We start from the raw sequence: 13351 nt of genomic DNA, 5'->3' as shown, positions 1-13351 counted from the left end.
TCTGGCGGTAAATTGAATAGAATATAGCAGATTTAGCAGAGAATTTTAAATTTTCAGGAGGATATTTATGTCCGGACATTCGAAATGGGCAACAATTAAACACAAGAAAAGTAAGCTGGACGCAGCACGGGGAAGAGCATTCTCCAAGCTCATCCGTGAAATCACTACCGCTGCCCGAATGGGAGGCGGTGATATTGAAGCCAATCCCAGACTGCGCACCGCGGTTGAGGCGGCACGGGCAATCAATATGCCGGCGGAAAACATTGAACGGGCAATCAAGCGCGGGACCGGTGAACTGCCGGGAGTTTTTTATGAAGAGGTTTTTTATGAGGGATATGCACCGGGCGGAGTTGCCCTCTTGGTGCGTGCCCTGACCGACAACAAGAACCGGACTACTGCTGAAGTGCGCCATGTGTTTGACAAATACGGCGGCTCCATGGGCGCAGCGGGCTGTGTTGCCTGGCAGTTCAAACCCAAAGGTATTATTGTAATTGACCGCTCAAAAACCGACGAGGATACGGTGCTGAGCGCGGCAATGGAGGCGGGCGCTGATGATGTCCAGAGCGACGCCACAAACTTTACCGTAATCACGCCAGTCGAAAGTTTTGAGGCGGTAAAGCGCCAGCTGAAGTCGGCGGGGGTGGAATGGGATCGGGCTGAGCTCACTCAGATTGCGACGAACACCGTGCCGGTTTCGGAGTCGGACGCACCCAAGGTGCTGAAACTGATTGAGATGCTGGAGGAGCTGGAAGAAGTCCAGCAGGTTTATGCCAACTTCGATATCCCGGACGAGGTGCTCGAAAAGCTCAGCTCGTCCGGAACCTGAATCAATCCAGGGCAGAATCCTCGGCATTGACCCGGGTCTGAGTGCCACCGGTTTTGGAATTATTGAGCCGAATGGTGCACTCGTTGCCCAAGGAGTGATAACAACCTCACCGCAGGACACCATTGCCACCCGGCTGCTGGTGCTCAATCAGACAATCTGCCGGATTGTCCGCAGATATCAGCCGGTCTGCTGTGCGATTGAAACCCTTTTTTTTAAAGGGGGTGGGGCACGCAGTGTCATCCTTTCCGCACAGTCCCGGGGCGCCATCCTGACCGCCCTGGCAAAAAACCGGATCCCGGTTTATGAACTGACTCCGGCAACGATCAAGCTGGCAGTTACCGGTTCGGGTCGGGCATCCAAAAGCCAGTTGAATTATATGATCCGGAAACTGCTCCGGACTAACGGCCGACTGCCTGAGCACGCCGCCGATGCCCTCGCAGTCGCCTGGTGCCTGAAATCCAGACTTGGTCGATGATCAGCCGTCTCAAGGGGATAATCGCAATCAAACAGCCCACGATGATTATTCTTGATGTTAACGGTATCGGCTTTGAACTCCGTGTTCCGCTTTCCACCTCCAGCCGGCTGCCGAACCAGGGTGCATGTGCGCAACTGTTTGTGTTTATGGAGGTTAGTCGCGCCGGCATTGAACTGTTTGGATTTGACACCGAGGAACAACTTACCGTCTTTCGCCAGCTCACTGCAGTGAAAGGGGTCGGACCCAAGGCAGCACTAAATCTGCTTTCCCGTTTCGAGCCGGCTGAAATCCTGGCTGCAATCCGCCGCCAGGACATCCAGCTGCTGCGCTCAGTTCCGGGAATTGGTGAGAAAAAGGCTTCAGAACTAATTATGAAACTGTCTGGCTCTCGACCCGAGACCGCAGAACAGCATCAGCTGACACCTGACATCTTTGAGCAGGCGGTCAATGCGCTTGAATCTCTGGGGTTGAAACGGAAGGAGGCGCTGCAGCGGTTGAAACGGCTCCATATTACCCCTGAAACCACCCTGCCGGAGCTGTTAAAACAGGCACTCGCCCTCCAAGACTGATATGCGTCACCAAAGTCCGGAACGCATCTCCTCTCCCCGGCGGCTGAACGGCGAGGAATGTCTGGATGAAACCCTCAGACCCCGGTTTCTTGATGAGTTCATTGGCCAGACAAAGATCAAGGACAACCTCCGGATCTTTATTGAAGCGGCGAAAATGCGCTCCGAGCCGCTGGAGCATGTTCTGCTCTCCGGTCCGCCAGGTCTCGGGAAAACGACACTTGCCCACATCTTGGCAAATGAAATGGGTGGTCAGATTCGCTGCTCTGCCGGTCCGATTCTTGAACGTCCGGCTGATCTTGCAGGCATTCTGACCTGCCTGAACCGGGGGGATGTATTCTTCATTGATGAAATCCATCGGACTAATAAGGCGGTTGAGGAGTTCCTCTATCCGGCACTGGAGGAGTTTGCCATTGATGTCCTGCTGGATAAAGGTCCGGGTGCCCGGTCTGAACGCATTGATTTGTCGCCATTTACGCTGGTGGGTGCCACCACCCGCACCGGACTGCTGACCGCACCACTCCGTTCCCGCTTTGGCATCATCCTGCGACTGGACTATTATCCACCAGAGGAGCTTTATCAGATTATCCTGCGGAGTGCCCGGATTTTAAAAATTGTAATCGACGAGGACGGCGCGTGGGAAATTGCCAACCGCGCCCGCGGCACACCACGGATCGCCAACCGGCTCCTGCGCCGGGTCCGGGACTTTGCTCAGGTAAAAGGTAAGGAACTGATCGACCTTGAGATCGCCCGCTATGCATTGGAACAGCTGGATGTTGACCACCGCGGCTTGGATGAAATGGACAAAAGGCTTCTTTTAACAATAATAGAAAAGTTCAATGGCGGACCGGTAGGCATCGGCTCAATTGCAGTTGCAGTAAGCGAAGACCCGGGCACAATTGAGGAGGTCTATGAACCTTACCTGGTGCAGCAGGGGTTTATTCAGCGCACTCCAAGAGGCAGAATTGCGACAAAACTTGCTTATCAACATCTGAATCGCACCCCGCCAAAACCGGAACAACCCCACCTCCTTTAGCCGACTCTGTAATTAAATAATTTAAAATCAATAAGTTATAATCAAGGGTGAATTTCTTGACACCCGTGCCTGCTATCGGGATAATTAAAAGGAAATGTCTAAGTGGTTTGTTTTCGCGGTTTTTTTATTCTCCGGATGCCTGGGTCCTCAGGTAAACACCGCTCCGGTGTCCGGAACCTGGCGGCCGCCACCAGCATGGCTGTATTCTGGAATTGAGGGAAAAACAGGCACAGCCCGCTATCTGGGCAGGTTTAAAGTTACTTATTACTGGGTAGTTGAAGAGTCCGACTATCCCAAGAGCCGGACCACACCGCTTTACACCATTGATGGGAAACTGCTGGGCAGATTTTCCTCGGCGTTTGTCAAAGATTTTAAAACCGAGTCTGCTGCCCGGCTCCGGGATGGAAGGTGTATCAGCTACCTCAAGGGCTCGGGCAGGGTTAAGGTTGTGGACCGCTTTCTTGGCCATGGTGGATTTACCCTGACTGAACTGAAATCCATTGCGGTTGATCCCGAAATCATACCACTGGGTTCAAAACTGTATATTCCGCAATTTGAAGGGGTTAGTGTTAATGGCCGGCAGTTGAACGGCGTATTTTATGCCCATGACATCGGGGGTGCGGTCAAAGGTAAACATATTGATGTGTTTATCGGGAAAAGGGAGTATATGAATTTTTTAAGCTCAGCGGGGGTTAAAAGTTCCGGTTTTGTCGACATCTACCTTCTTGAGTAACACTGAATCAGAGTCCGGAATCAGTCCGGCAGTATGGCGCTCACTCAGCATCAGCGCCACCACCCCCTGCCGCCATTCATAATAAAGTTCAGCCAGCGTTCTCGTCTGAATCCTGTTTTCCGCCATCCACGCCACCAGGTCAGCAAAACTATCCATCGGCCATTCAGTGAACACTCTGGGATTAGGGACAACACGGTGCAGGAGTAGAACCGCGACCGGATTGTTTCGAATGTGGTTTTTTACCGCCTCCAGTGTAGTCCCGCGCCGCAGCTCAAACTCGGGAACCCGGTAAGGGTCTACCCAGAAGTTCACCACCCCGGGACGAACCGCTCTTGCCAGCCGGTAGCCGGCGCGACGTACCATTCGCACCGTCCGGAAGTCCATGTCTCCATAAGGGTAAACAAATGTAATCACCGGCACGCCAAAAAGTGACTCAAGAACCTCTTTTGATCGATATATTTCCCTCCAGGCATCGGCACTGTCGAGGCGGGTCAACCACGGATGAGAAAGGGTGTGGCTGGCAATTTCAATTCCTGCTGAATCAAGCATCTCCCGGACCTGCTGATAACTCAGAAATGTCGCCGGATTGCCATACCGCCCTCCGGGACCGGCAAGGTAATCCGTAATCAGTCCGATGGTAGCGGTCATTTTATGTTTTCTGAGGAGAGGATAGACATAATCATAAACCGAACGATAACCATCATCAATGGTAAAAACGACGATATGCCGGCTCAGATCCGGCTCCCGACTCGAGAGACTTAACAATAGAGAAAAGAGCAGTAAGAGCATCTTACAATTTAGACATCGTAATCTGTTCGCAGGGGTCCAGATAAAATATGACCCTGCTCATTGATAATACACCAACCTGCTTTCCTGTCAAAAATGTAAGCCCGGACCCACAAGGGCTTGCATGGACTTTTAAGTTATTGTTTATCCGAATATTGTGCCCATAAATCAAAAGGACCTTTCTCTTCCCCCGGGGCAGTTCCGGTAACCGCACCCACTATCCACAGGCCAGCCCTGTTCGGAATAAATCATCTCAGGGCTCTTCCCCAGTCCTCATCTCGGTTAAAACTACCGGCTCTTCCCATAACCCACCGAACCGTCAGCCCATTCGGGCTACTCCAGGGTTAAACCTGACATTGCATTTTTTGACAGTCTGCCGATAATTGGCACACTATAAATCATGCGGGTTGCTATCGCCCAGTTGAACCCGGTAGTTGGTGACATTGCCGGAAATATCCGGCAGCTCGAGGCAGCACTCAAGCAGGTCTGCAGTCAGCGGGTGGATCTATTAGTTCTGCCTGAGCTCTTCATCACCGGGTATCCGCCCAAGGATCTGCTGGAGTTGCCTTGGTTTGTCCAGAAGGCAGAATTGGCACTTAAAGATGTCGCCCGGCTTTCGCATGAGTACAGGTGTGCGATTCTGGTCGGTGGACTCATCAGAAATCAGCGCCCGACCGGCAGAGGAATTTACAACTGTGCCCTCGGCTTTCATCAGGGAGAGCAGGTCTTCTGTCAGCCCAAACTCCTGCTGCCGTTTTATGACGTGTTTGACGAAACTCGGTACTTTGATCCCGGTTCGGAAGTCACGCTCTGGAATTTTGGTGATGAACGGCTGGGCGTCTCCATCTGCGAGGATGCCTGGAATCTGCCCCAGCTCCAGCCCAAGTACCGCTACCAGCTGGACCCGATTGCTGAACAGGCACGACTGGGAGCCACCCTCCTGCTCAACATATCTGCCTCGCCCTTCTGGCTGGGTAAGCCGGCACTGCGTTTGGAAATGTTTAAACACCACTGCATACGCCATCGCCTGCCGTTTATCTTTGTCAATCAGGTTGGAGCCAATGATGAGCTGATCTTTGACGGTAACAGTCTTGTTATGGATGCCGACGGCAACATCCGGGCACACCTCAATCCATTTCAGGAACAGATTTTCGTTTTTGACACCCGCTCACTGCCGGCAGCCCCAACCATACGACCGGGCACAGAGACAGAGGAAGAGATGGAATCGGTCTATCAGGCGCTTGTTTTGGGTATTCGCGACTACTTCCGGAAGTGCGGATTTCAAAAGGCGGTAATCGGCCTGTCCGGCGGTATTGATTCGGCAGTTACTGCCTGTCTTGCAGTCGCCGCCCTTACCCCGGAAAATGTACTCGGTGTAACCATGCCTTCTGAGTTTTCCTCAGAGGGCAGCGTGAATGACTCCAGACGCCTTGCCACTAACCTCGGGATTGAACTTCTAACCATTCCAATAACTCCGCTCTTCCGTCAGTTCCTTACATCCCTGAAACCGGTGTTTGGCGACCGCCCCTGGGATGAAACCGAAGAAAACATTCAGGCGCGGCTGCGGGGTAACATCCTGATGGCACTCGCCAACAAGTTTAATGCGCTGGTCCTTGCCACTGGGAACAAGAGCGAACTGGCGGTCGGTTATTGCACTCTTTACGGCGACCTCAGCGGCAGTCTGGCAGCAATCGGGGATCTGCCGAAGACCATGGTCTACAAACTTGCCTGTCATATCAACCGATTCCGGGAAATCATTCCCCAGGCGATCATTACCAAAACTCCATCGGCAGAACTCCGGCCCAATCAGAAGGATGAGGACAATCTGCCTCCTTACCCCTTACTTGACCAGATTCTGGAACTGCATATTGAAGCCGGGCATTCAGCCGATGAAATCATTGCCCGGGGCCTGCCACCAGAAACGGTCCGCTGGGTAGTTCGTCAGGTCGCCCGAATGGAATACAAGCGCCGCCAGGCGCCGCTGGTACTTCGGGTCACCAGTCGGGCCTTCGGTACTGGCCGACGCTTTCCAATTGCTGCCCGCTATCAGGACTGAAATTCTCAGCTATCCTGGACTTCTCATTCCAGCCGGGCCTTCAGCGCCTGCAGCTCCTGGAGATTCGGCATCAGCCGCAACGCCTGCCGGACATAGACCATCGCCTCCGCCCTGTTGCCGCGATTGATCATCAGTACCGCCAGGTTGTAAAGCGCAGGCACACACTCCGGGTCCAGTTCCAGCGCCCGGCGGTAATAAAGCTCAGCCGGCGCCGTGTCTCCCAGTACCACCAGCAGACTGCCCAGGCGATTAACCAGCAGCGCCCGGCTCTTGGCGGTGAGCACGCTCGTATCTGCCGACTGAAGACGGTAAAACCCGCTGATTATCAGCCGTGCACTGTCACACCATGCCGGTTCAACCGTCACGAGCCGGCTGAGTATCTCACCAGCCTCATTTATTCTCCCGCCAATACCGACGGTGAGCGCCCGACCCAGCAGGGATGGAACCAGGGTGGAATCAATCGCCAGTGCCTGCCTGAACCGCACCTCGGCGCTGTCAACTTTCCCGGCAAAGAGATATCCGTAGCCGAAGTTGTTATGCACCCGGGCAGAACCGGGTTCCAGCTCTTCGGCAAGCCGGAGATGGTGAAACATCCGGCGCAGGTCACCCTTGCGCGCATAAAGCCCGGCGATGTTTATATGCGCTTCAACCAGCCCCTGATCCAGAATGATTGCCCGGTTCAGAAGCCGGATTGCCGAATCGGGATTTGACGGACTCAGCACCCGCGCCAGTCCCATGTAGGCGCTCGGGGCTCCCGGTGCCTCCCGGACCATCGCGGAAAACAGACTGAGTTCATTCTCCCAGACCGGCATCCGCCGGAAACTGTCATATCCGAACACCATGGCGATCAGTGTCAGCAGCACCCCAGCAGTCTGCCGGGTACGGTTGAGCGACCAAAGCAGTCGGGATAGAATCACAATTACCAGTCCAACCAGACCGGCGGAGGCAGGATACAGGAGCCTTTCTGCTGCCTGCGGCCCGAGCGGAATGATGTTACTCACCGGTAGTAAAAGGAAAAATGTCCAGGCATAAGTCCAGAGCGCCAGCCGGAACCTCGGCCGAAACGCTGCCAGTGGCACTGAAAAAAGAAATATCAGTGCATAAAGGAAATAAGACTGGGGTTTCAGAAATGCCGGGTTTACTGGGATCTTCGCATGGTGATCAAAGGGCCAGAAAAACATCCGAATGTAATAGCCGAAGGTGTTGAGCGCATTAGTAAGATCAACCGGGAAAAAGCCGGCTGGCATCGGTATTGCTTGACGGAATACAATCCACCGCATGACCAGATATGCCGCCGCCGCGAGGAAAACACCCAGTACCATCAGATAAAATCCCCGCAGCGGCCGCACCTGAATCAGAAGCGGCGTCAAAAGCACCAGCACCGGAAACATGATCCCGGTCTCCTTGCTTAACACCCCGAAAAGAAAAAGCGGCGGCACCAGCCACCACCAGCGCCGATCCCGCTTCCGGAACGAGCGCAACAGCGCAAAACCGGCTCCAGCAATGAATACGGTGAGCAGCAGGTCGGTCCGGCCCGAAACAAAGGCGATCGACTCCACATGAGCCGGATGGGTGGCAAACAGCAGCCCGGCAATTCCAGCCCAGACACCGGAATGCAGCAGTTCCCACACGATCAGCGCAACCAGCACTGTTGATATTGCTGCCAGGACTATATTCACCAGATGGAAATATGCCGGGTTCAGACCGGCAAGCTTGAAATCCAGCCAGAAACTCAGTGTAGTCAGTGGACGGTAGTAAACCAGATGCCGGTTCCATTCCGCCACCTCGGTTCCGCTCCAGAAGGGACGGGCGAATATTCCCCAGGGTCCGGATTTAGTCAACAGACGATTCTCGACAATCAGCAGCCGGTCGTCCCAGACAAACTGATACTTCAGAGTCTGGAGATACAGCACCACCTGAATCATCGCCAGCGCTGCCAGAATCAGAGTCAGCCCGGGACGGGTGCGGAGTCGTTCGGCAATCTGCTGACCGCTCATTAATTCAAAGTTTCTAAAACCTGTTTACTCTGTCAACTAAATAAATGCAGGTCTTGCTGTTTGACAGCCGCCCACTGCCCGATATAATAGCCCTATCAGGCGACTGAATCTGGTACTAATCCCTCTGGCTCTGCTCATCTCCTGTCTTTGCCGCCAGGCAGGCAGAACAGTACTTCAACCCATCGCCCGATTCGCACCACCACCGGTAGTTGATGGCGAAACCGTCGTTTATGAATGGATCAATCTGAGCGGCAACCCAGCACCGTTTGGGTCCCGAGTGATGAAAGTCAGCCGGGTAAATCTTGAAATTCCATGTTTTCGGCTCGCCACCGTCGACCGGTTCCCGGTTCTGAATTCCCGAGCGGCAAACCGCTACCGGACCGAATCGACTGTAGTTACCTTCAACCGTGAGGACCTCACGCCTCTGAGCTCGCTCATCTATCCGGCAGAAAATGATACCCTGCTGTTTATTGCCACGCTCTATCAGGAGCGAAACGCCCGGATCATCACTCGCACTTCTGACGGCGATATTGAAAACCTTCTGCCCACCGGTGCCCTGACCTATGATTTCTGCCAGCTGCCGTTCCTCTGCCGGAGCTTAAAAATCATCAGCGCTGATATACCACTCCATATTCTCGTGGTCACTCCGTTAACCGTGCCTCCGGGCGGAATGTCAACTATTGCTGAACTGAGTCTTACTGGAACCGATACTATAGACATTCCCGCCGGATCATTTGAATGTGAGAAAATTCTGGTCCACCAGCCACACCTTGACGAAATTTACTGGATTGAAAAAACCGGCGCCCGGAAAATCATACTTTACGAAAACCTGTCCACTGGCAGGGGGCTGAGGCTAACCGCCTCCACTGTCAACCCTTGACACCGGTCGCATCGCTAACAGATTAAAAAACCGAAGCTTACAGTGCAGACCCTTGACTCGGCTTAAAAATGTCGCACTTGAACCAGAATTAGCCTTAACCATGTAACTTATTGATAATTAATAACTTGTATTCATGGTTTTTATTGGCATGCGGGGTGCTATATAATAATAACGGGTTACATCCGAGAGCGGATGTAATAAGAAGGAGGGAGTTTGGGGGTTGCGTTAGGTCGGTTTATAACGCTGGCGGGCTGATGCAGGCCCCATAGTTTACCACCCCAGCAGTCCTCTCCAAAAATCGGGCCTGTCTGAAAGAAAGGCTCGCGCCTATCCACCTTAAGTCTCTGACTGCTTGCTGCCTGCATCAGCCCGCCCCCAAATTAAGCCTCGAGGATGGAAATTTGCGGCTACCGCCGGTTGCCTCCTTAAAAAGATCCGGGGCTTGACGCCATGTCAAGCCCCGGTTTTCGTCTCTGCCCGTTATTCGATACGGACCACTTTTTCCGTCTGTCCGTTAACCTTCAGGAAAAATATACCCCGCTCCGACACCCTGGGCACCCAGTGCCAGTTTCCCGAAACCCCGGCATCGGGGATGTCCACCTGCTCCATCAGTCTCCCACTTGAATTATAAACCCGCATTTCCAGTGATCCAGGCTGATCCTTAATATAACTGATGGTTACATTGCGGCTGAAAACCTTCGGCCGAACCTGGATCCGGAGCCGGGACAGGCGGCCCGGTCCTGCTTCCCGCATTCCGACCTGTGGTTCGTACCAGTTGAATGCGGTATCGGATGCAGCACTCATCTGCGCCACCGTTCTGCCGCCGACAATGACGAAGGCAACGATCTGGCTGTCTCCGGGCAGAATTGTAAACGGCCCGCAGGAGACCAGAGCATGCCAGTTCCCCATGTTTGTTCCGGATACAGCACGCTGGGTGCCATCAAGAAAGTCCATCTTTTCCCTTTTGGTGAAACCGTCCTGAATACAAGTCTGATGGAAGATGCAGTTGGCAAAACCGGACACCTCTGGTGGATAAATCGGCCGGACACCCAGCGTCAGTGTTTCCGGCTGTGCCCGGACATAGGCAAGGTTACGGACGGTGTCCACTCCGGGGTAATCCACCGAATCGTTCTGGTTCCAGAACGCGGTCCGGAAATCGCATGCAACACCAGCCCAGAGGTTGGTAACCGGCATCGTATCGTTATTATGAATCCGGTATTCAAGCACCATGAAATCCTTGTGCTGGGTCCGCGCGCTCACAAATGAACGCTGAGTAACAGATATTCCCTTCGGCTGAGAATGCCGGGCATCGGAAAATACCGCAACGAACTCCTGATCCCCGAATTCCGGCGGCAGCACCGGCCGGATCGAATCCACGATCGCAAAGTCCTGCGCCGTCGCCTGCCAGGGTGTGCCGTAATAATTGTCCGCCACCCAGAAAGTATCCGGGTATCTGATGCCTAACAGCAGTGCACCGTGCATCATTGCTGATGAGGACCAGGGGTGATTTTTCGGATAAATAAACCCCAGCCCTTCGCCCCGCCAGCTGGTAGTTCCGATACCACCGTTCGCACACACCGCGGCAACAAAGTCTGCAGTATCGTGGACCGCCCAAATCCCGGCGCGGGCATGGGGCATACCGACGACGACTTCCAGCTGTGAGATAAAGGCTGCCGAATCGGCATTGACCGTCAGTTCAAGCTCAACCCGCTGTCCGTGAGGGCAGTCTGGGCTTACCCGCAGCCGGAACGGTTCGCCCGAGGCGGTATCGCCCGGAGCGGTCGCGGGATAGCTGCTCACCGAATCTATTAAAGTTATCAAGGGCGAACAAGCATGCAGAATTGCGGTCGCACTTTCTGCTGCCTGATTGCCATCGTTCGCGATTGTAATATACACATTCGCCTCGTCGCCAGGGTCCAAACGCCCGTTTTCGTCATCAACCCGGAGGTCGCGATACACAAGCAGGGGCCCGGTGTTACCGCTCCTTACTGCCAGCCTTCTCTCCACCGGTGCACCGTCCTGTGCGGTTACGCTCAGGATCAGGCTCCAGGTATCACCAACCTCTCGGAGCACTACCTGTGCCCGGCCATTCCCGCCGGTGATACCGCGTCCTATCAGCTCGTCACCATGAAGTATCGCCACCCGGGCACCAGCTGCTGGCTGCCCCTCGGCATACCGCACTTCTACCGCGAGCACCTGAGGTTCTGCCCGAATCGTGTCCGGGCAGGAAACGAGCAACCCCTTGGGCGCAGTGCGCCACAACAGCATTGTCGGATCCCCTTGCAGGGTCCACTCATAAACCGACCAGCGATAGGTCATCTGACTGAAAGCGGCGTTCCGGAAGAAATCCTTGGCTAAAGCATAGGCCCTTCCCTGATTGCAGCCCCGGAGGTAGTTATTGTAAAACTCCATGCACAGATTCTCCGAAGGTCCCATATTCGGCGGTGCGCCCCAGCCGTAACGGGCGTTCAGACAGGTTGATACCGCACCGCCGGCGGTAGCATTGATAAACTGCTCGCCCAGGCCATCCTGCTGGTCGAAGTTTCCGCAGTCACATGCCATTGAGTTGACGATGACCGGCATGGTCGTATTGGTCAGTGAGCTGAGGTTGCTGGTGGAAAATGTTGAGCCGAATGCACTCACCGAGCCGTGGCCCGCAAAATGAAACAGATGCCGGCCGGAGTTGATGCTCGCTACGCACTGGGACGGACTCATATTGTAGACTGAGTCCACAGTCCAGGCTCCTGACCCCGACAGGGCAATGGCGATATTTCTGTTCACAATCCGGCCGTAATAGTCAATATTTGACCACAGGGCTTCAAATGGCAAAAGTACTCTATGGAGGTAGGTTGTATCCGGATGGCGCTCATAGAGCGTATCCTTGCGCAGAAAATTGGCGAGGTGACTGGCGTCATCAAGAGGCAGCCGGCCCACCACGATATCGGAAAATAAATCCACAGAATCCGGATTGTAACTGGTATAGGAATACTCACCAAATTGACCATTGTTGTTAAAATCCCAGGTCCCGTCCAGGTCCGAATAGTAAAGGTCGGCAGGAACGTTGTAAGGCGAATAGGGCAGATAACCGGTCCGGCAGGGCACATGCTGGACATCCCCGGCTAAAACCACATACTTGAGCCCGCGGGTGACAAACAGCTCCTTGAGCAGATTCCGGATCTTCTCGGGATTGTCCCGCCCCGGATACTGAACATAAATTGACTCCGTTGCGAATACCTCGGTAAAGTATCCCTTACGCCGCAGATAGCCGGCAAAACTGCTGACTGCGGGCATTAAGGTGCTGGAGGTGATCACCGCCACATCCAGCTCCGGGCCATCAGATTCCACTGTTGCCGGCGCAAATCTTTCGATATCCTCGTGATTAACCACCAGCCGGGCAACATCTTCACGCGCCAGCATCAGCTGGCCGGGACTGAGATGTGCAACCGGGACAGAACCGGCTTCATACTCAACCGTCAGCACCGCCTGCTGTGCCATTCGCAGTCTGCCTGATGCCGGGTGATATGCAAACGGACAGAAAAGAAATCCGGAAAGCCGGAACCCGGCTTTGGAGCCGGGAGGAACTGCCTGAACCATCTCTGCCGGGTAAGCCAGATCCGAACGGTAAATTTCAGCTTTGGGCGCTACAAACGGAACCGAGTTAAACCGGGATAGCGGTCTCATCGGCTGCACCGGATAGAGCTTGAAACCTGTCCCGAGCTCCTGCCACTCCACCACCTTGAGGTGGACTGACTTCAACCGGGCATCAGGCGGAATCAGCACATTCCCCGACAGCACTGGCAACAGCGGTTCTCCGGGCTCATCCGTTGCCAGCACAACCGTTCCCTCAGGAGCAGCAGCCAGCCGGACCACCGTCCAGCTGTCCTGCTGACTCAGTATTACTGCTGCCGGGTCAAGATGCAGGCTGATGCTGAGTTCAGCTGCACCGGCAGATACGGCAAGCAGTATTATTGTCATGAACATATTTTTCACTGTGCC

10 protein-coding genes are annotated in these 13351 nt (G+C 54.2%); 7 read left to right on the top strand and 3 right to left on the bottom strand.

The genetic code is table 11. The features are described from left to right. The first annotated feature begins 67 nt into the window (after positions 1-67). The 5 genes from ABIK48_04695 to ABIK48_04675 all read left to right on the top strand — a co-directional run bounded on the left by ABIK48_04695 (position 68) and on the right by ABIK48_04675 (position 3636). Entirely contained in the window at positions 68-826 is a 759-nt protein-coding gene (locus tag ABIK48_04695; protein ID MEO0021453.1) for a YebC/PmpR family DNA-binding transcriptional regulator, read from the top strand. Then, positions 768-1301, top strand: a complete 534-nt coding sequence (ruvC, locus tag ABIK48_04690; GenBank protein MEO0021452.1) for a crossover junction endodeoxyribonuclease RuvC — start codon at positions 768-770, stop codon at positions 1299-1301. Before ABIK48_04695 ends, ruvC begins: the two co-directional genes overlap by 59 nt. Then, positions 1274-1870 (top strand): Holliday junction branch migration protein RuvA, encoded by a 597-nt coding sequence (gene ruvA, locus ABIK48_04685; protein ID MEO0021451.1) that lies wholly within the window; start codon positions 1274-1276, stop codon positions 1868-1870. Before ruvC ends, ruvA begins: the two co-directional genes overlap by 28 nt. A 1-nt stretch (position 1871) precedes the next feature. Beyond that, positions 1872-2903 (top strand): Holliday junction branch migration DNA helicase RuvB, encoded by a 1032-nt coding sequence (gene ruvB / locus ABIK48_04680; protein ID MEO0021450.1) that lies wholly within the window; start codon positions 1872-1874, stop codon positions 2901-2903. A gap of 166 nt (positions 2904-3069) precedes the next feature. Then, complete coding sequence (locus tag ABIK48_04675) at positions 3070-3636, top strand: 3D domain-containing protein (protein ID MEO0021449.1); 567 nt, start codon at positions 3070-3072, stop codon at positions 3634-3636. Here ABIK48_04675 and ABIK48_04670 read toward each other — a convergent pair. After that, positions 3586-4425: a polysaccharide deacetylase family protein gene (locus tag ABIK48_04670; GenBank protein ID MEO0021448.1), complete on the bottom strand. Its 840-nt coding sequence runs from the start codon at positions 4423-4425 to the stop codon at positions 3586-3588. The two genes, ABIK48_04675 and ABIK48_04670, sit on opposite strands and share 51 nt — an antisense overlap. 397 nt (positions 4426-4822) lie before the next feature. Here ABIK48_04670 and ABIK48_04665 point away from each other — a divergent pair, with 397 nt between their 5' ends. Next, entirely contained in the window at positions 4823-6478 is a 1656-nt protein-coding gene (locus ABIK48_04665; GenBank protein MEO0021447.1) for an NAD+ synthase, read from the top strand. A gap of 23 nt (positions 6479-6501) precedes the next feature. On the opposite strand, the gene ABIK48_04660 is transcribed toward ABIK48_04665, so the two are convergent. Beyond that, positions 6502-8475 carry a tetratricopeptide repeat protein gene (locus ABIK48_04660; GenBank protein ID MEO0021446.1) on the bottom strand — a complete coding sequence of 658 codons (1974 nt, stop codon included), beginning with the start codon at positions 8473-8475 and terminating at the stop codon, positions 6502-6504. 280 nt (positions 8476-8755) lie between these two features. Here ABIK48_04660 and ABIK48_04655 point away from each other — a divergent pair, with 280 nt between their 5' ends. Continuing rightward, positions 8756-9355 carry a hypothetical protein gene (locus ABIK48_04655; protein ID MEO0021445.1) on the top strand — a complete coding sequence of 200 codons (600 nt, stop codon included), beginning with the start codon at positions 8756-8758 and terminating at the stop codon, positions 9353-9355. Between the two features lie 480 nt (positions 9356-9835). Here the strand turns inward: ABIK48_04655 and ABIK48_04650 are convergent, their stop codons facing one another. Then, positions 9836-13336 (bottom strand): C25 family cysteine peptidase, encoded by a 3501-nt coding sequence (locus tag ABIK48_04650; protein ID MEO0021444.1) that lies wholly within the window; start codon positions 13334-13336, stop codon positions 9836-9838. Positions 13337-13351 lie beyond the last annotated feature (15 nt).

Source organism: candidate division WOR-3 bacterium (assembly GCA_039801085.1).
Classification (GTDB): domain Bacteria; phylum Hydrothermota; class Tepidihabitantia; order Tepidihabitantales; family Tepidihabitantaceae; genus JAOABP01.
This window is presented reverse-complemented; position numbering and strand designations above follow the sequence as displayed.